This is a genomic window from Lysobacter sp. A286, assembly GCF_054052105.1.
The window spans coordinates 55,284-74,186 of the sequence record NZ_JBSVRJ010000002.1 but is presented as its reverse complement, the minus strand read 5'-3'; the positions used below and the strand labels follow the sequence as shown (position 1 = coordinate 74,186).

General features: G+C 63.8%; 17 protein-coding genes. 10 read left to right on the top strand and 7 right to left on the bottom strand.

Going from position 1 to position 18,903, the window contains the following annotated elements; translation table 11 throughout:
* From ACW7G0_RS10540 to ACW7G0_RS10530, 3 genes are all read right to left on the bottom strand, one after another.
* Positions 1-588, bottom strand: a complete 588-nt coding sequence (locus tag ACW7G0_RS10540) for a DUF6630 family protein (protein ID WP_456989583.1) — start codon at positions 586-588, stop codon at positions 1-3.
* A gap of 66 nt (positions 589-654) precedes the next feature.
* On the bottom strand, positions 655-1,944 hold the full coding sequence (locus tag ACW7G0_RS10535) for an RNA polymerase sigma factor (protein ID WP_456989582.1): 1,290 nt from the start codon (positions 1,942-1,944) through the stop codon (positions 655-657).
* A gap of 69 nt (positions 1,945-2,013) precedes the next feature.
* Positions 2,014-2,493 (bottom strand): YciI family protein, encoded by a 480-nt coding sequence (locus ACW7G0_RS10530; protein ID WP_456989581.1) that lies wholly within the window; start codon positions 2,491-2,493, stop codon positions 2,014-2,016.
* A gap of 192 nt (positions 2,494-2,685) precedes the next feature.
* On the opposite strand from ACW7G0_RS10530, the gene ACW7G0_RS10525 reads away from it, so the two are divergent.
* Complete coding sequence (locus ACW7G0_RS10525) at positions 2,686-3,060, top strand: YciI family protein (RefSeq protein ID WP_456963411.1); 375 nt, start codon at positions 2,686-2,688, stop codon at positions 3,058-3,060.
* A gap of 9 nt (positions 3,061-3,069) precedes the next feature.
* On the opposite strand, the gene ACW7G0_RS10520 is transcribed toward ACW7G0_RS10525, so the two are convergent.
* From ACW7G0_RS10520 to ACW7G0_RS10510, 3 genes are all read right to left on the bottom strand, one after another.
* Complete coding sequence (locus tag ACW7G0_RS10520) at positions 3,070-4,269, bottom strand: HD-GYP domain-containing protein (RefSeq protein WP_456989580.1); 1,200 nt, start codon at positions 4,267-4,269, stop codon at positions 3,070-3,072.
* A 75-nt stretch (positions 4,270-4,344) separates the two neighbouring features.
* Entirely contained in the window at positions 4,345-5,718 is a 1,374-nt protein-coding gene (locus ACW7G0_RS10515; protein ID WP_456989579.1) for an MFS transporter, read from the bottom strand.
* On the bottom strand, positions 5,715-6,143 hold the full coding sequence (locus tag ACW7G0_RS10510; protein ID WP_456989578.1) for a hypothetical protein: 429 nt from the start codon (positions 6,141-6,143) through the stop codon (positions 5,715-5,717). Before ACW7G0_RS10510 ends, ACW7G0_RS10515 begins: the two co-directional genes overlap by 4 nt.
* A gap of 194 nt (positions 6,144-6,337) precedes the next feature.
* Here ACW7G0_RS10510 and ACW7G0_RS10505 point away from each other — a divergent pair, with 194 nt between their 5' ends.
* A complete protein-coding gene (locus ACW7G0_RS10505) occupies positions 6,338-7,633 on the top strand; it encodes an MFS transporter (protein WP_456989577.1) in 1,296 nt (431 codons plus the stop codon).
* 14 nt (positions 7,634-7,647) lie between these two features.
* Here the strand turns inward: ACW7G0_RS10505 and ACW7G0_RS10500 are convergent, their stop codons facing one another.
* On the bottom strand, positions 7,648-8,319 hold the full coding sequence (locus tag ACW7G0_RS10500) for an SDR family oxidoreductase (RefSeq protein ID WP_456989576.1): 672 nt from the start codon (positions 8,317-8,319) through the stop codon (positions 7,648-7,650).
* 303 nt (positions 8,320-8,622) lie between these two features.
* Here ACW7G0_RS10500 and ACW7G0_RS10495 point away from each other — a divergent pair, with 303 nt between their 5' ends.
* The 8 genes from ACW7G0_RS10495 to ACW7G0_RS10460 all read left to right on the top strand — a co-directional run bounded on the left by ACW7G0_RS10495 (position 8,623) and on the right by ACW7G0_RS10460 (position 18,863).
* Positions 8,623-9,951, top strand: coding sequence for a metallophosphoesterase (locus ACW7G0_RS10495; RefSeq protein WP_456989575.1), 1,329 nt, complete (start codon positions 8,623-8,625; stop codon positions 9,949-9,951).
* Between the two features lie 64 nt (positions 9,952-10,015).
* Positions 10,016-10,363, top strand: coding sequence for a RidA family protein (locus tag ACW7G0_RS10490; protein WP_456989574.1), 348 nt, complete (start codon positions 10,016-10,018; stop codon positions 10,361-10,363).
* 167 nt (positions 10,364-10,530) lie between these two features.
* Positions 10,531-10,833, top strand: coding sequence for a hypothetical protein (locus ACW7G0_RS10485; protein WP_456989573.1), 303 nt, complete (start codon positions 10,531-10,533; stop codon positions 10,831-10,833).
* 26 nt (positions 10,834-10,859) lie between these two features.
* Positions 10,860-11,504, top strand: a complete 645-nt coding sequence (locus ACW7G0_RS10480) for a CPBP family intramembrane glutamic endopeptidase (RefSeq protein ID WP_456989572.1) — start codon at positions 10,860-10,862, stop codon at positions 11,502-11,504.
* A gap of 299 nt (positions 11,505-11,803) precedes the next feature.
* Positions 11,804-13,054: an alpha/beta hydrolase gene (locus ACW7G0_RS10475; protein WP_456989571.1), complete on the top strand. Its 1,251-nt coding sequence runs from the start codon at positions 11,804-11,806 to the stop codon at positions 13,052-13,054.
* 237 nt (positions 13,055-13,291) lie between these two features.
* Positions 13,292-15,514, top strand: a complete 2,223-nt coding sequence (locus ACW7G0_RS10470; RefSeq protein WP_456989570.1) for a CocE/NonD family hydrolase — start codon at positions 13,292-13,294, stop codon at positions 15,512-15,514.
* Between the two features lie 179 nt (positions 15,515-15,693).
* A complete protein-coding gene (locus ACW7G0_RS10465; RefSeq protein ID WP_456989569.1) occupies positions 15,694-17,841 on the top strand; it encodes a M13 family metallopeptidase in 2,148 nt (715 codons plus the stop codon).
* A gap of 14 nt (positions 17,842-17,855) precedes the next feature.
* Positions 17,856-18,863: an extracellular catalytic domain type 1 short-chain-length polyhydroxyalkanoate depolymerase gene (locus ACW7G0_RS10460; protein WP_456989568.1), complete on the top strand. Its 1,008-nt coding sequence runs from the start codon at positions 17,856-17,858 to the stop codon at positions 18,861-18,863.
* The last annotated feature ends 40 nt before the right edge of the window (positions 18,864-18,903 follow it).

The following is an 18,903-nucleotide window of genomic DNA, read 5'->3' as shown; positions in this document are numbered from 1 at the left end:
TCAGCCAAATGGATCGCTGCCCGGACGCAGTTCGATATCCAGTGCGTGCGCCAGTTCCTGCATCGCCTCGTCGTCGCTGCTCAGGGTGATCCAGCCCGCGTGCATATCGTCTTCGCCGGAGGGCCCGCTTGCGGCATTCCATGTCCACAGGCTGTAGCCGTACTCACGTAGCCGGTCGTATGCGACCGCCATCAGCGATGGCACGTCGGCGTCGGCCAGGAAGTCCTCGTCACTGGCGTCCTCCACGCCCCAGTCGACGCTGAGGTTCCAGCGCGCGGCCAGCTCGGTGATGGTGTCGATGAACGACACCGCATCGGCGCCATCGACGTAGAACCCGGCCTTCCAGTCGACCACGTCCTTGAGCAGCCAGACCGGCTCGGCCTGGTCCGGGTCGGCCTCGTCCAGCGCTTCGCGGTACTCGGCGAACTGCTGCAAGGCCGCCTCCTCGTCGCCGGGGTTGATCAACAGCAGCAGCTGCCAGACCAGCGTCTCGGGTGTGTCGTCGGCATCCGGATCGATGCCGGCGCTGGCCCGGGAACTGTTGGCGAAGTTGTCGTCGGGGTCGTATTCGGGTTCGTCGGCGTTCATCGGAGTGTTCCGCAAGGAGGTCGGACGAATCGTGACACGCCCGGTGGTGCATGCAACGTCATGTCGCTAGTCGCCGCAACCGGGTGGATCCGCGCAAGACGCCGCACGCGCCAGCAACAGCATGCGTTCGCGGCGATTGCGAGTGAGCGAAGCGGCACGCTCGAACTGGTGGCGCGCCTCCTCATGGCGACCGAGTTTCCATAGCAGGTCGCCACGCACGGCCGGAAACAGATGGTAGCGAGCGAGCAGTGGCTCGCTGTCCAGTGCATCGGTCAGGGCCAACCCCGCCGCCGGGCCGTAGGCCATCCCCACCGCCACCGCGCGGTTGAGTTCAACCACCGGCGACGGCGCCACCACGGCGAGTGTTGCGTACAACCCGGCGATGCGTGCCCAGTCGGTGTCGGGCGCGGCCGATGCCCGCGCATGGCACGCCGCAATGGCGGCCTGTAACGCATAGACGCCGTGCTCGCCGCCGAGTCTTTCGGCGAGCTCCAGCGACGCGAACCCACGGCCGATCGCCAGCCGATCCCAGCGGGCGCGGTCCTGCTCCAGCAACACGATCGGCTCACCCGATGGTCCCAGTCGCGCTTTGGCACGTGAAGCCTGGATCTCCATCAAGGCCAACAAGCCGTGCACTTCCGGCTCACCCGGCGCCAGCCCGGCCAGCACCCGGCCCAGCCGCAGGGCCTCGTCGCACAGCGCCGGTCGCATCCAGTCATCGCCGGCGGTCGCTGAATAGCCCTCGTTGAAGATCAGGTAGATGACCCCGAGCACCGATGCCAGGCGTTCGGGCAACTGGTCCTTGCGCGGGACCTCGAACGGCACCTGCTTGGCGGTCAGGGTGCGCTTGGCGCGCACGATGCGCTGGGCGATGGTCGCCTCCGGCAGCAGGAAGGCACGCGCGATCTCATCGGTGCCCAGCCCGCCAAGCAGGCGCAGCGTCAGCGCGACCTGGGCATCGGTGGACAGCACCGGGTGGCAGGCTGTGAACACCAGCCGCAGCAGGTCATCGCCAATGTCGTCGTCCAGGCGTCGGTCGCTGTCCGGGCGGTCCATGTCGCGGCCCTCCAACTCGTGGCCGAGCTGCTCATGCTTGCGCTGCTGCAGCTGGTGGCGGCGCAGGCGGTCGATAGCGCGGTGTTTCGCGGTCGCCATCAGCCAGGCACCGGGGTTGTCGGGCACACTCGATTCCGGCCAACGCTCAAGCGCGGCAACCAAGGCGTCCTGCGCCAGCTCCTCGGCTATCCCGATATCGCGCACCATCCGTGCGAGGGCCGCGATGATCCGCGGCGCCTCGATCCGCCAGACTGCCTCAATCGCGCGGTGGGCGTTACGTCGTGGGTCGTGATCGGTCATGACAACCGATCAGAGCACCGCCGCCGCCATGCCACAAGTGCGGACCGCGAACCCTCCAGGCCGGACTGGTCAGGAATCGCTATGAAGGATCTCCCGAGAAGGCCGTTGACCGGATTCCTGCAAGCCTGGTTGCACCGGCAATCGTTCGCGCAGCCGCTGCTCCTGCTCGCGCAACCCGGGAGTGAACTCGACACCAAAATCTTCCGCCTCGAAGACCTGGCGGATCTCGATCTCGCAAACTCCCTCGTGCGGATTCGGACAGCGCTTGACCCATTCGATCGCCTCCTGCAACGAGCGCACCTGCCACAGCCAGAACCCGGCAACCAGCTCCTTGGTCTCCGCGAACGGCCCATCAACGACCCGCCGCGAACTGCCAGAAAACCTTACTCGTGCGCCCGTGTTGCTGGGCTGCAAGCCCTCGCCGGCAAGCAGGATGCCCGCCTTCGCCAGTTCCTCGTTGTAGCGGCCCATCTCCGTCAACCGTTGCTCGCTCGGCATGGCGCCGGCCTCGGATTGCCGGGTCGCCTTGACCATCACCATCACTTTCATGTCGTTTTTCCTCGCTCGTGGATGAGGCACCCAATGGAGCCGCGGCCCGGTCACCAGGTGCGCTCCTGCAGATACGACGAACCGGAAGGCGGGGAATCGACAGGAGGGGAAAACTTTAAACTGGAGACCCAGCCACGGCGCACACGCCTGATCTCCGGCATGATGCAGCCGCCTCCCCCACAGGACGAATTCATGCAATTCCTGCTGCTTGTCTACAACGACGACACCGAGCTCGACGCATTGCCCGAGGGCGAATTCGATACCCGGATGCGCGGCTGTTTCGTCCACGCCGACGCGTTGCGCGCCCGCGGCCAACTGATCGAATCGCAGCAACTCGAGTCCGCCAGGAAGGCCCGGTCGGTGCGTATCCGCAATGGCCGCACCACCGTCGTCGATGGTCCTTTCGCCGAGACCAAGGAAGTCCTGGCAGGCTTCAACCTGATCGAAGCCGACAGCTTGGACGAGGCCGTCCGCATCGCGGCGGAATTCCCCTGGGCACGCACCGGGTGCATCGAGGTTCGCCCGATACGCGACATGGCTGCCGTGCGCCGGCAGGTCGGCGCCTGAGACTTCGCGCTATGGCCGCAGCAAGGTTCGCTCGCTGCACCACAGTTCGCTCGCGCTAGCGACCAACGCCTGGTATTTGCGTGGCGGCACGGTCTCGGTAATCGCGTACGCCGGCAACGCCGTGTCGCGTTGCGCGGCAAGTGCGGCCAGCGTGCCGTTGGCGTTGATCAGCCGCGCGACGATCGGCTGCGTGGCGCCTTGGCCTCGACGCAGCACCACCCCGACTTCCCGGTTCGCCAGCCGCACCGGGGTTCCCGGCGGAAATACACCGATCTCCCGAACCAGCAGGATTGCCAACCCTTCATCAACGGCCTTGCCACGCTCCAGGAACAGGCTGCGCAGGGCGTGCCGCGCATGCACCGCTTCGCGATAGGCACGTGGGCGCACCATCGCTGAATAGATATCAACAATCGCCAGCTTTCGCGCGCCACGGCTGATCGCATCGCCCGACAGGCGGTTGGGATACCCACTGCCGTCAATGCGCTCGTGGTGCTGCAACACGGCAGCCAGCCAAACCGGATCCTCCACCCCGGCCGCTTGCAACAGCTCGACGCCGGCCTGTGGATGGCCGGCAATCACCAGGCGTTGGTCAACTGACAGCTCGGATTCCTGTCGGTTCATGGCGGCGGCAAACGGACCCAGCGCGACGTCATAGCTCAATGCGGCAGCGACAACTGACAAGCTCTCGTCCTCGTCCCAGCCACGCGCGCGCACCAGCAACTCGCACAGGGTCGCCGCATGCAACAGCCGCGCCACGTGGCCGTCATCGCCGACTTCCAGTTGCATCGCCGCCAGAGCCGCATCGGTGTCGCGAGCGACCAGGCCGCGCAGGCGCCGCGCAATCTCAAGCAACTGCTCGCCCAAAGCGTCGCCTTCACGCATTGCCAAGTGCCGGTGCAGCACTTTCAGCTCATGGCGCAGCACTTGCATTTCGCGGAACACGGGAGGCTCCGGCTCGGCCGGAGGCCCCGCCGGCGTAGTCTCGTCGCGTTGCTCCGCCTCATCGGCCTGGTCGGCAGCGTGATCGAACTCCGCCACCAGCACGCCTGCGCTGGTCTCGGTGTCGGGCACCAACATGCCGCGCTCCAACACCACATCCAACTGGTCCGGGCTTGCCAGCACCATCCCCTGCACGAACAACAGCTTGCCCTCGCGGTCGTATACCGACCACGCCAATGGCGAACCAAGCTCCACTTCATCTGCAACCACCGGACGCACGTGCACCCCCAACGGCCCGCCGGATCGCCGGGCTTCGGTACGTTATCGGTCGTCTTGGCCGGAGCTTTAACTTCCGCTCGGCGCAAGGGTTGCTGGCCGCACACGGGCCGCCAGCAACAATCCGAGCACGGCCAGGCTGCCGGTTATCGCAAATCCCGACAGATACGCCGCAATCGGCGAACGTGCCAGCAAGGCGGCGAACAGGGACCCGCCCACGGCCAACATGGTGGCGGTGAACAAGGCGTCGCACAGCTGCAACGCCGAGGCATTGGCGCCCTGTCGCTCCGGCGGCGACAGTTCCAGCGTCAGTATCGACAGGCTGGGATACACCGTGCCCATGCCCAGCCCGGCAACCACCCAGCCGGCCATCGCGACCTGGAGCGGCACCGCCGGCATCACGGCCAGTGCGACGCAAGCCACGCCCAGTGCGATCAACCCCATGCCGGCCTGCAACAGGCGTGTCGGCGAAGGATCGATCAGCCGCCCCCTATTCCACGAGCCCAGCGACCAGCCAATCGCGCCGATGGTCAATGCCAGCCCGGCCCAGGTCGGCGACAGGCCGCGCTCGCGGGTCAGCAATAACGGCAGGAATATCTCGGTGCCAAAGAAGGCCGCCGAGGCAATCCCGCGCAAGGCGATGACGGACGGAAGCCCGCGGCCGGCGCGCAAGGTGCCGGCGGGGAGCAGCTTGACCATGCTGGCCAGCAACCCGACACCGGCAGCACCCAACAAGACGATCGCCAGCCAGTCACGTCGTTGGCCGGCGTAGTGCAGCAGCAACGCGCTCACCGCCGCGACCACCGCCCAGGCGATCCGCTGCCGGTTGCCGCTGGCGTCAGTGGACGTCTGCTGCGGCAAAGGACCCATCCCACGCAGTGCCGGCAACACCATGGCCGCGGCCAGTGCGGCAACAAACGGGACCAGCAGGAATACCCAGCGCCAACCCAGGTGCTCAACTACCAGGCCGCTGATGGTCGGACCTATGATCGCCGGCAACACCCATGCCGCCGCGAACGCGGCGAAGATTGGCGCCCGCATTTGCGGTGGGTAGGCCCGACCCACCACCACGTACAAGGCGACCGACATCAGCCCGCCGCCAAAGCCCTGGATCACCCGCCCCACCAACAGCACCCACATCGTCGGCGCCAGGCCAGCGATCACCAGGCCGATGCCAAACCACACGATGCCGTGTTTGAGCGGCGCGCGCGGGCCACTGCGATCTGCCCAGGGGCCGCTGGCAACCATCCCGACCACCGCCGCGGCCAGCGTACCGGCAAAGGCCATCGCGTACAGCGACAACCCATCCAGCGCCAGTGCCACCACCGGCATTGCGGTGGCCACGGCCAGCGCCTCGAACGCATAAAGCGCGACCAGCGATACCGCGCCCAGCGTCAGCGCCCGATAGCGCGGGGCAAACAACCGCTCTGGAGCTGTCGTCACCGGCCGCCGGCGTGCGTCGCGGCTCCACGGAATGCGGTGTCGGCAGGGAACTGGGCGCGCGCAGGCAGCGAGGACGGGACGACCGTATTCGGCGCCTTCGGCGTCGACTGGTCCATCGCCTCGGCAGCGCCACGCTGTGCGGCCTTGTGCGGGATCCGCCACAACTCGGCGGGGTCGTAATACGACGACCCCCGGGTCCAGCGCGAGTTCCCCGATTTGCCCTCTTCGGCAATCTCGAGGCGATGGTCCCCACGAGTGGCGTGGAGCGGTGTCCACAAGCCTTCCGTCGCGTTGGCGGACAAGCACACGAAGTAAGTTTGCGCATCGACGGCATCGGCCGGCTCAACGGTGTGGCTGGCGCCAAACTTGAGCAGGGTGTCCGGAAACATGTGGAGTGCCAGTCCGGGGGAGTGGATATGGGCCATGGTGCTGGGTCCTGGTAACAAGGCGATCATCGGATCGCGGAGGAGCGTGGCACGCACCGCTCGTAAGGGTCGTGGTCGACAACCGATGGTAAAGGTTCCGTTCCCGCTCGGCACACTCCGCACAATCACTGCCGGCGGGCGCTCCTATAATGGCGGACTCGACGGCACGGCCGCCCTCGCCCTTGCAGGCGCCCATGACTCCCCCTACCCCGCGCGAACACGCCCCGCGCGAGCACGCACCTGACGTTCGCCTGCCGCTATGGCGCGGTCGTGGCCTGATCCTGCTCGGCATCGCGCTGTCGGCGCTGAACTTGCGCACTGCCGTCACCTCACTGACCCCGCTGCTGGACAGCCTGGGCCAGACGCTGGATTTCGGCCCGACCATGACCGGGGTGTTCGGCATCGTGCCCACCGCGGCGTTTGCGGTGTTCGGCGTCGCCACCCCGGCCATCGCCCACCGTCTGGGTCTGGAGCGCACCGCCTTGCTGGCGATGCTGCTTGCCGCGGTCGGTTTGCTGGCGCGTGGTTTTGTCGGCGGGACCGGTCAATTGCTGCTGACATCGGCGCTCGCACTGTCGGGCATGGGCATCGGCAACGTGGTGTTGCCGCCGCTGGTCAAGCGCTACTTCGCTGATCGCGTCGGCGGCGTCAGCGCGATGTACATCACGATGTTGCAGATGGGCACCATCCTGCCTGCGCTGGCCGCGGTACCGGTCGCCAATGCGCTGGGTTGGCGCGTGTCGCTGGGCGCGTGGTCACTGGTGGCGGTTGCCGCGGCTTTACCCTGGGCGATAACCCTGTACCAGGAGCGTCACGGCCGTTCCACCAACGCACAGGCGCTGGCATTGCTCCACGACCGCGCCGTCACGGCGGACGATGCGGCGCCGGAACTCGCCGCTCCCCCGGTGTCCGGCCGTGTCTGGCGGTCACCGGTGGCATGGGGAATGGCATTGATGTTCGGCATGACGTCACTCAACAGCTATTCGATATTCACCTGGCTACCGGCCGTGCTGGTGGATGCCGGCGGCAGTCCGTTACTGGGCGGCACGATGGTCGGGCTGTACTCCGCGTTCGGGCTGGTCAGCGGCTTCCTGATGCCGGTCGTCGCGGTGCGGGTGAAAAATCCGTTCCCGATCGTGATCCTGTGCTGCCTGTTGCATCTGTCCGCATTCCTCGGGCTGCTGCTGGCGCCGATGACCTTGACCCTGCTGTGGGTTGCACTGCTGGGGCTGGGCCCCAGCACGTTCCCGCTCGCGTTGACCCTGATCAACCTGCGCACTCGCACTCCGGCCGGCTCGGCCGCGTTGTCGGGCTTCACCCAGGGCGTAGGCTACGCGTTGAGCTGCGCCGGCCCTTTCCTGTTCGGCCTGCTACGCGGTTGGTCCGGTGGCTGGCTGTGGCCATTCGCGTTTCTGAGCGCAAGCCTGCTGCTGCTGGCCGCAGGCGGCTATCTGGCGTGCAAGCCACGAATGCTGGAAGACAGCTGGTAGACGCGGCAAACCCATCACCAGGGCAGTTCACTGCCGTTGGCGTGCCAGAACGTGCCGGTCTGCTCCAGACCGAGCGTATCCAGCCGTTCGACCAGCTGCCCGGCCGCATGCTCCGGGCTGACCTCACCACTGCCGCCCACCATCTCGGTGGCGACGAAGCCCGGATGCAGCAGGAACACGGCGATGCCGCGCGGCGCAAGGTCCACGGCCAGGGATTTGCCGATCGCGTTGACCGCCGACTTGGACGCGCGATAGCCGTAGCGACCGCCCGAGCCGTTGTCGGCCACCGAGCCCATGCGGCTGGTCATGATGCCGATCTTCGCGCCTTCGCCCAGATGGCCCAGCAACGCCTGCGCTACCCGCAACGGCCCCATCGCATTGACCTCGAACTGGCGGCGCATGTCTTCCCATCCGGCCGCGTCGATGTCGCCCAGTACCTCGCGGGTCATGATGCCGGCGTTGAGCACCAGCACGTCGATGCGCGTGTCGCCCAGTCGCTCCACCAATGCGGCGAGGGCCGCATCATCGGTCACATCGACCCCGGCCTCGACCTGCGCACCGGTCGCCTGCAACGCATCGCTGGCCTGGCGGCATGCCGCAATCACGCGATCGCCGCGAGCGGTGTAATGACGGGCGAACGCAAGACCGATGCCGCGATTGGCGCCGGTGACAAGGACGGTTTTCATGTCGGACTCCGTGACTGTGATGTCCCAGTCATGGCGTCGCCAGCGCCGACAATCAAGGTGCTTGGCTGATGATCCGACGGGCATCGCATGTTTTTGGTTCGCGGTGCTCACACCCAACCTGCCGGACTGCATGTCAGTTAGGCAGTCATTTCCACAGCGAGCAAGGCTTCAGTATTCTCTGTCTGACAGGTCATTCTCCTTCTCGTCAAAGACCGACGAAGGATCACCACTGGCCTGCCGCTCTTCAGCGGCGCGGGCCCAAGTGCAGAAGGAATATGCACCAACTTGAGGGGAGACTTCCGGATGACGGGGACATCGAAGCGGACGATACTGAAGCGCACCAGCTGGACGCTGCTGGGTCTTGCGGCAGTCTTTATGGCAGCGGCATTCGTGGCACTGTCATGTGCGCGGGTCGAGATGACTGCCGGTGGTGCTCACACCCGATTGCTGGTGCCTGTCGTACGCGGCGCCATTGGTGTACGCGTGTACTCGGGTACTGGAGAGAAAGTCGCCATCCCGGGCTTTCTGGCCGGCCCGGTGGTACGCCGCGGCATTGATGGAGCTTGGTCGGCGACCTGGTTCTGCGAGAACGCGATACAGCTCGCGAAAGGCCACGAGGACGCATTGCAGGTCGCATGCGGGGGTAAGACGCACATTTTCCCGCTGGTTACCGCTCCCGTAGCGGACGCCGTCGCGCCGATGCCAGGCGAGCTGGTGGTGCTTAGCGATATCGAGGGCAACAACGAGTTCCTTGAGGCTGCGCTGCGCAAGCTCGGCGTGGTCGATGCATCCGGCGAGTGGGGCTTCGGCGCCGGTCACCTGGTGATACTCGGCGATTCGGTGGATCGCGGGCGCGAGGTCTTCGCGGTCCTGTGGCGCCTGCACGGGCTTGCGGCGCAAGCGCATGCGGCAGGCGGCGCGGTGCATGTGCTACTTGGCAACCACGAGCAATACCTGCTGCGTGGCAATACCTCACGGGCCCACCCGGAGTACCGCTACGCCCTGCAACAGCTTGGCGGCTATGCACAGGCGTTTGCCGATGACAACGTGATTGGCGAATGGTTGCGCAGCCAACCGGTAGTTCTGAAGCTCGGCCCCGTGTTGTTCACCCACGCAGGTATTTCGCCGGAGGTGGTGAATTCCGGCCTTTCGGTCGATGCACTGAACCACGCGATGCGCGATTACTGGCGCACCGCCGGCTCGGCTGCCGCAAACCATTCCGCTGCACTGGACGCGGTAATGGGCCTCGGAGGCGTAACCCAGTATCGGGGTTATTTCCGCGCATCCAAGGACAAGTACCCGGCCGCGACACAGGCAGAGGTGGATCAGGTGCTCACGCACTACGGCGCCGAACGGATTGTCGTTGGCCACACTCTGGTCGAAAAGGTGACGTACCCGTACGGCGGGCGGGTTGTCGCCGTCGACGTCAATGACCCGGATGCGCAATCCGAGGTACTCATGTTCAGCCATGGCGAGCCGCGCGCCGTCGACATCGGCATCCCGCGTGGATTGCAACCGGACGCCTCCAGGCGACTGCGCGGGTTCAGCCTGTTCGACGCAGGCGACCGCCACCTGCTGGCATCGATGTATCGCGCCAACCGCGCACTGTCGCGCATCCCTTATCCGTATTGACGCGTGTAGCGAGCACGCCTCAATCCGGTAACAATGGCTCGATACCCCCACAGGAAAGCACTCCATGATCCAGCGTTTCGATACCGGTCCCCGCATGTCCAAAATAATCATCCACAACGGCGTGGCCTACCTCTCCGGGCAGGTGCCCAAGGACGCCAGCGCCGACATCGCCGGTCAGACCGGGCAGGTGCTGCATGCCATCGATGATCTGTTGCAGCAGGCTGCGACCGACAAAGCGCACATCCTGCGTGCGGACATCTTCCTGGCCGACATGGCCGATTTCGATGCCATGAACGAAGCCTGGGAAAAGTGGGTACCGCAAGGCGCTACGCCGGCGCGTGCCACGGTGCAAGCCAGGCTCGCCAGGCCGAACCTGAAAATCGAGATCGTGATAATCGCTGCGGTGCCGTGATCAAGCGGGAGCCGCAAGGACAGACTCACCCGATGACGATCCGACGCGACTCGGCGAGATTGGCGATCAGCTCGGCTTCGTAGCTGGATACAACCCACCACCCAGGCTGTCCTGTCATCATTCACGGCCGCGTCGCCGTCGCGCCGCCACCAACCCAGGGCAACTCAATGGCCATGTCGGAAAGTGATATCCAGGCCGGCTGGATCTACCAGACCAGCCACCAGCAGCAGCGATTGGTACTGGGCTGGGACCGTGACGGTCGCGTCGTCTACTGCTCCAAGGGCAAGGACGCGGACGCGCCGTTCCAGAACTGCCACGTGCGTATCACCACCCGGAAGTTCGCCCAGCGCGCCATTGGAAAGCTGCGCCAAGTCGACGACGTGCAGCCTTATATCGTGGCCAACAAGGCGACCACCGTGGTGGTGCCGCCCGCGCGCCGACGCCCCGGCAACGTCAACCCGGGCGTGTAAACAGGCGTTAGGCAGCAGGGGAAAGCATGTCGCAAACTGATGCACGACGCAGGCTGCTCTTTGCTTTTTCACCACTCGCACTTGTCGCTATCTGTGCTTCCATCCAGCTCATAGCGGGGCGCTACGTCGGTGTATGGGCATGGGTCCCAACCATGCTTGGCTTCTGGCTGGTCATTGCCTTTCTGCTGCACAAGTACCCAGCCTCACGGCCGCGGCAGAGATTTCAGCGCGCTTCTGGCTCACGGTTTTGGTCAATCCTCGCACTGTTGGCTGGCTTGCTCTCCTTGCATGGCTTTCTAGGCAACTGGACACTACTGGATAACACCCAGCTAATTGCCGCATGGCTTGTATTCGCTTTAGTCAATCCGTGGTTCGAGGAGTCATACTGGCGTGGTCTGCTCATTGACTCCACGGCTTCGTGGGGCAAACTCGCTAGCGTGCTGTATTCATCGGTATGGTTCGCTGCGAGTCACCCGCTCGTCTGGGGAATCTACTCGCTCCCACTTCGCAAGCCCGAGGCAGTTGGAGCACTCTTGCTCGTTGGGCTGATCTGGGGATTTGCGTATCAGCGCACTGGCAGTTTGCGTTGGTGCGTGGCCGGGCACATGCTAGCCAACCTGCTCGGGCTTGCCGCACTCGTTCTGCTCAACATATATGATCCAACCATTTAGGTAGCGAGCTGCTGCCTAACAATTCGTTCAAGCCCAAACCGCTTCGTTCCAGTAAAACGCGGCACAAACAGCGTGCCACATTTTGCTTCCACTACGCAGCTCGGCTTAACTCAGGCGTTAGGCGCCAATGATCGGATCCCGCGAACTTCATTACGCCCTTCATAGAGCACTTAAAGGTACGTCGCAGGTATTTCCCTCCACGTTGAAGATGCGGAGGCGTACATCACAGAGGGTGGAAACCCATCTTCGTAATGTTAGTGTTAACTGTTTACTTGGAACCTAGTATCGGGGTTCAATTGATGAAACGAATTGGGTTTTTTATTCTGTTTTCGTTAACGCTTCTCGTAACCGCAGTTGTTGCCGCAGTCGCAGGCTGGTTTGCGATGCCAATGACAGCACCAATAGTGGACTTGCCGCTGTTTTATCTGTTCCCGTTGATGACGGTCATCTTTGTGGTGTTCGCGGGGGCATACCTATTTGGGAAACTCCTGAAACAAAAGAAGTTCACGACGATGATTTCAGCCGGTGCGGTTGTGGCTTTACTGCTGGCTGGTGGTTGGCAATGGCTGTTCCGGCCCGCGCATGAACTGCTAGGGGTCGAGCCGCCGACGAGAATGACGGACAGCCCGGCCGATTATTGGGAGCTTTCAACGGGATCACGCATCGCCTATCTCCATTTTGATTCCAGCCAAGAAAATAACGCGATCGTAATCTGGTTGCATGGTGGGCCCGGGGCCTACGCGGTGGGCATGAATTCCCTTCATAAAGTGCCACAAGCCTTGGCTGATGCTGGTTACGAAGTGTATCTGTATGATCAGATTGGCAGTGGACTTTCAGCGCGCCTGGAAGACCCGCGTGACTATACACTGGAACGCCACCTCGAAGATTTGTCTGCTATTCAGAACAAAATCGGAGCCCAGCAAGTGATCTTGATAGGATCATCTTGGGGAGCAACTTTAGCGACACACTATATTGCAAGAAACCCAAGCCGCGTGTCGGCAGCGATTTTCAATGCGCCAGGCGAGATCGTCCCTCTGACAAAAGATGAAACTACTGGCCATGAGAGGTCAGAATCAGATAGGAAAGCTAAAGAAGCTCAGCAGCTCGCCATTGGCCCGCGCTTCCTTCTGATGCGTGAAATTCGTCTGCGAAACCCTACGCTGTTTAACGAACTATCCTCCGATGCCGAATGGGATGCGGTAATGGATTATGACATAAACCGTTTTGAGCTAAAGCGCGGATTATGCAAAGGGAAACGGGTGGCGTTTTCAGTCAATGGTTTTGGCTTGTTCGCCCACAACTACACCTATCGGGACTTCCAAACGAATGCCAATGACCCGCGAGCGAGGCTTCAGCAGAATCCATTGCCTGTCCTGCTTCTGCGGGGGGAATGCGAGTTTCTCAGTGAGTCCATCGCGGATCAATACGGGGAAAGCTTTCAGAACCTCCAATACGCGAATATAGTCGGCGCCGGCCATTTTATTACGATTCAAAAACCGAACGTATTTGTGGGCAAGGTGAAGGAATTTCTTATGAATGTGGTTGAGTGAATCAATTTACCTAAAGTAATCGGCTGGGCTCGGGTCAACTCATTTAGGGCTTAGCGGCAGAGAAAGCTTGCCACCTGATCCACTCCACTGCGCGGGTCGGCTTAACTCAGGGGGTTTAGACGGCAACAGATAGCAGATGGGGAGAAACCGGTGATTCGAAAGCTTGTGATGATGGGTCTTGTTCTCGCCCTGGCTGGCTGCTCGTGGAGAGCGCCCCTCGCTGCACCTGCGGTCCCAATGACTGTCGGGAAGTCCGCGCCGGTTGCCGATGCATTTCCGTTCCCGGCGGCGGCGGCCGATGACGAAGAACGGCTTGCCGTGGCCATGCCGGAACTCGCCAGGCAGGTCATCGCCTGGTACGCAGAGAGTGACCGCCAGCGTTACCTGGACAACCTGCTGCGCTTTCAGTTGGTCTCCGCAGACTCTGCTGCCGCCCTGACTACGCTCGCTGCACTGCGGGATCCCTCGGCACTCACGGTGAACGCTGATCCAGCGCTGGTCGTCCTCGATATCTATGCCACTGCCAAGACGAGGGCGTCAGCCGGCGGCCGAGACTTCGATGAGGCCTATGGCGATGCGTTCCGGCACGCCTACGCAGGACTGAATGACCTTGAAGCTTCGGACGTTACCTACTGGCTCGAAACTCCTGGCTTCGTCTACGACCGGAACCTGGGCGATGCGCTGAACCGGGCAGGTCCTGAAGATATCGGGCAAGCGGATGCCATACAGCTGGTTCGGGCCTATCTCGCGCAACAGATGTATGCCCAGACGCAGCCCTATCTGCCTGCGCTCATCGCCGCCGAGAAGGAGCGACGGTATGAGGTCGCCGACGATATCCTTATTCGCACGCCCGACGGTGCGACGCTTTCGGCCGTTGTCGTGAGGCCGCGAAGCGCTCATGGCCCGCTGCCGACGGCGCTTCTCTTCACCATCTATACGGACGAGACTGGTAACCGGCAGATGGCCGAGACAGCGGCTGCCCACGGATATGTCGGTGTCGTCGCCGACACCCGGGGCAAGCGCCTGAGTCCGGACAGGATCGAGCCCTACGAACATGAGGTGGACGACACCTACGCCGTGATCGACTGGATCAGCCGGCAGCCGTGGAGCAACGGCGAGGTCGGCATGTTCGGTGGCAGTTATTCGGGTTACACGGCGTGGGCGGCCACCAAGCGGCTCCATCCGGCGCTGAAGACGATCGTGGCCTACGCCGCCGCCATTCCCGGACTCGGGTTGCCGATGTGGAACAACGTGTTCCTCAACGCCAACTACGGCTGGGGCTTCTACGTCAGCAACAACAAGTCGCTGGACGACGCCACGTACCGTGATCCGGATAGGTGGGACGCGCTGAATAGCAACTGGTACACGAGCGGTCGCTCGTACCGGGAGATCGACAAGGTCGACGGCAGCCCGAATCCACTCCTGCAACGCTGGCTGGACCACCCGGCGTACGACGCGTACTGGCAGGCCAAGGTTCCCTACAGGCAGGACTACGCCCGCATCGACATCCCCGTGCTGTCGATCACCGGCTACTACGACGATGGCCAGATTTCCGCTTTGCATTACCTGACCGAGCACTACAAGTACAACAAGGATGCCGAGCACTACCTCGTGGTCGGCCCGTACGACCATTCCGGCGCGCAGTCGAGGCGAAAGCCCCGCGAGCTCCGTGGATACACCCTGGATCCCGTCGCGCAGTTCGATACCCAGGAACTCACCTTCCAGTGGCTGGACCATGTGCTTCGGGATGGAGAACGGCCGGCGTTGCTCGAAGACCGGATCAACTACGAGGTGATGGGCGCGAATGTCTGGCGCCACGCGCCGTCGCTGGCCGCCATGAGCAACGAGACGCTGAAGCTGTACCTGAGCGCTGATCCCACTGGCGGGAAACGCTACCGCCTCGCGAAGGAGAAGCCTGGGAAGCCCGCCTCCGTGAAGCAGGTGGTGGATCTCGCGGATCGCACTACCTCACGCAACGACTATTACCCCGACCCCATCAAGGGCAAGGAAGCCGGCTCCAGCGGACTGTCCTTCATCAGCGAACCTTTCGACGAGCCGGTCTCGGTGAATGGGATGTTCAGCGGCACGCTGAAAGTCACCATCAACAAGCGGGATTTCGACTTCGGCGCCGTGTTGTATGAAGTCATGCCTGATGGAACCCTGTTCCAGCTTTCCTATTACCTCGGGCGAGCGAGCTTCGCCAACGACATGAGCGTTCGCAGGTTGCTCACGCCAGACCGAACGGAATCGATCCCCATCAAGCGATCCTTGCTGGTAAGCCGGCAACTTCAGAAGGGCAGCAGGTTGCTGGTCGTGCTGGATGTCAACCTGAACCAATATCATCAAATCAACTATGGAACCGGTCGCGACGTCAGTGACGAATCGGTTGCCGACGCAGGCGAACCTCTCATAGTGGCTTGGCATAACAACAGCTATTTGGAAATTCCGATCTGGAAATAGATGTCGTCCAACAAATCATTCAAGCCGACGCCGCTTCGCGGCGCGGCTTAATTCAGGCGTTCGCCGCCCCAGCGATAGCCCGTGGCCGCAGCCGACGGTCGGCGCAATGGCTTGTGCTCTTTGCGTCCAGCCCTCGTCGACCCTAGGCTGGCAGGAATCCCCCAGCCGGTTTGCCTGCCATGTCCCACCAGCCCACTCCCACGTTGCTCTCGTTGGCCCTGTCCGCACTGCTTGCCCTCGGCCTGCCCGGCTGCTCGGTCGAGCAACCGGCAACCGACGCCACGGCAGACGCTGCCGACACGGATACCGCGGGTGCCGGGGCAGCCGCCCAGACCGATGCCAAGGCCCCGGTGTTGGGTAGCTTCGGCTTTGATATCGCCGGCATGGATCGCGAGGTCGCGCCGGGCGACGACTTCTTCGAGTTCGCCAACGGGACCTGGGTCGACACCACCGAAATCCCGGCCGACCGTTCCAGCTTCAACAGCTTCACCCGCATCCTGATCGACAACGAGAAGAACGTCCGCAAGATCATCGAGGACGCCGCCGCCGACACCGCGGCCACGGGCGAAACCCGCAAGATCGGCGACACCTACACCGCGTTCATGGACCAGGCCGGGATCGAGGCCAATGGCGTCTCGGCAATCCAGCCCCGGTTGGACGCGATCGCCGCGATCAGCGACAAGCCCGCGCTTGCGACCGAACTGGGCAGCCAGCTGCGCGCCGATGTCGACCTGCTCAACGCCACCGATTACTACACCGACCGGCTGTTCGGCCTGTGGGTCTCGCAGGATATCCACCAGCCCGATCGCAACGCGCCCTACCTGGTACAGGGCGGACTGGGCATGCCCGACCGCAGCTTCTACCTGGGCGATGGCCGCATGGTCGAGCTGCGCAAGGCGTACCAGGCCCACGTCGCCAAGATGCTGGAGCTCGCCGGGATCGATGAGGCCGCGGCCAAGGCTGAACGAATTGTCGCGCTGGAGACCGCGATCGCCCGCGTGCACGCCACCCAGGAGCAGACCAACGACGTCGAGGCCGGCGCCAATGCCTGGACCGCTGCCGACTTCGCTGCCAAGGCGCCAGGTCTGAACTGGGAGGCGTTCCTCCTGGCCGCCGACCTGGGCGAACAAGCCGACTTCATCGTCTGGCAGCCGGACGCCGTTGCCGGCATCTCGGCGCTGGTGGCCTCGCAGTCACTGGAAACCTGGAAGGACTACCTCGCGTTCCATGCGCTCGACCGAAATGCCGCTTACCTGCCCAAGGCCTTCGGCGACGCGCAGTTTGCGTTCCATGGCAAGGCCCTCAACGGCACGCCGGAGCAACGCGAGCGCTGGAAGCGCGGCGTCAGCGCCACCAACAACGCGCTCGGCGAGGCGGTCGGCAAGCAGTATGTCGAACGCCATGTCAGCGCCGCGACCAAGACCCGCGCCGAAGCAATGGTGGCCAACATCATCGCCGCGTTCGGCAAGCGCATCGACGCGCTGGAGTGGATGAGCCCGCAGACCAAGGCGGAAGCCCGCGCCAAGGTCGCCGGCCTCACTGTCGCGGTCGGCTACCCGGACACCTGGCGCGACTACAGCGCCCTGGAAGTGAAGCCCGACGACGCGCTGGGCAACGCACGACGCGCGGCCCGGTTCGAGTATCGACGCAACCTGGCCAAACTCGGCCAACCGGTCAGTCACGACGAGTGGTACATGCTGCCGCAGACGGTCAATGCGCTGAACGTGCCGCTGGAAAACCGCCTGATCTTCCCGGCCGCGATCCTGCAGCCGCCGTTCTTTGATCCCAATGCCGACGACGCGGTCAACTACGGCGCAATCGGCGCGGTCATCGGCCATGAGATCAGCCACAGTTTCGACAACCTCGGTGCGCTGTTCGACAAGGACGGCAAGCTGCACAACTGGTGGACGCCGGACGACCTGGCTCGCTTCGACGCCGCCGGGCAGGCACTGGCGAAACAGTTCAGCCAGTACCAGGCGTTCGACGATCTGTCGGTCAATGGCAAGCTGACCCTGGGCGAGAACATCGCCGATGTCGCCGGCCTGGCCACCGCCTACGACGCTTACCACCTGGCACTGGATGGCAAGCCGCCGCAGATGCTGGAAGGCTTCAGTCCCGACCAGCGCTTCTTCCTCGGCTTCGCGCAGGCCTGGCGCGGCAAGTACCGCGAGCCGGCGCTGCGCAACGCCATCCTCACCGACGTCCACGCCCCGGGCCGCTTCCGCACCCAGACCGTGCGCAACCTGGATGCGTGGTACCCGGCGTTCGAGGTCGAACCAGGCCAGGCGCTGTACCTGGCGCCGCGGGACCGGGTGAAGATCTGGTGATCGGAAGAAACCAGATGAACTTCGCCAGGAAGCTGCTTGCCCGTTTCAAGGGCAATGCGCGTGCGGCTTTCGTCGCCGGGCACGCTGCCCAGGCTTCCCGCGCCGGCAGCGTCGAGCCGCCCGCCGCCCGCGCATCGGTCACCCCCGAGCTGGCAGGGACATTCACCAGCCACTCGTTCACCAACGACGCCGGCACCCTTGACTACAAGTTGTACATCCCCAGTGGTCACCTCGCTGCCAATGGTCCACCGGTGCCGCTGGTGGTGATGCTGCATGGCTGCACCCAGTCGCCCGATGATTTTGCGGCAGGCACACAGATGAACCGGCTCGCCGAGGTGCATGGCTTCCTGGTCGCCTACCCCGAGCAGTCAGCGAGGGCGAACATGAACCGGTGCTGGAACTGGTTCCAGCCCGAGAACCAGAAATACGGTCACGGCGAACCATCGCTGATTGCCGGCATCACCGAACAGGTCGCCTCGGACCATCGCGTCGATCCCGAGCGTATCTTCATCGCCGGGCTGTCTGCGGGCGGCGCCATGGCGGTGATCCTGGGCGAGTGCTATCCCGACGTCTTCGCCGCGGTTGGCGTGCATTCCGGCCTGGCGTTCGGCGCCGCCGATGGCCTGGTGTCTGCACTGTCTGCGATGAAGTCCGGTGCCCGTGGTTCGCGCAGCGGCTCAGCCGTGCAACGCGATGCACACCGACCGGTACCGACGATCGTGTTCCAGGGCGACGCCGACCATACCGTGGCCCCGAGCAACGCCGAGCTGATCGTAAGCGACGCGACCGCATCCGCCATCGAGCCACTGACCGCGACCACCGAGAAAGCGGAAGTGCCCAATGGGCGTTCCTACACCCGCGAGGTACTCAGCGATCCCGCCGGGCATCCACAGGTCGAGTACTGGCGCATCCACGACGCCGACCATGCATGGAGTGGCGGCAGCCCGCAGGGCAGCTATACCGATCCCGCCGGGCCGGATGCCTCGGCGGAGATGGTGCGGTTCTTCCTCCAGCAGGGCTGAGATGGCCTGAATAGATAGATTCAGAAGAACACGCTATTCA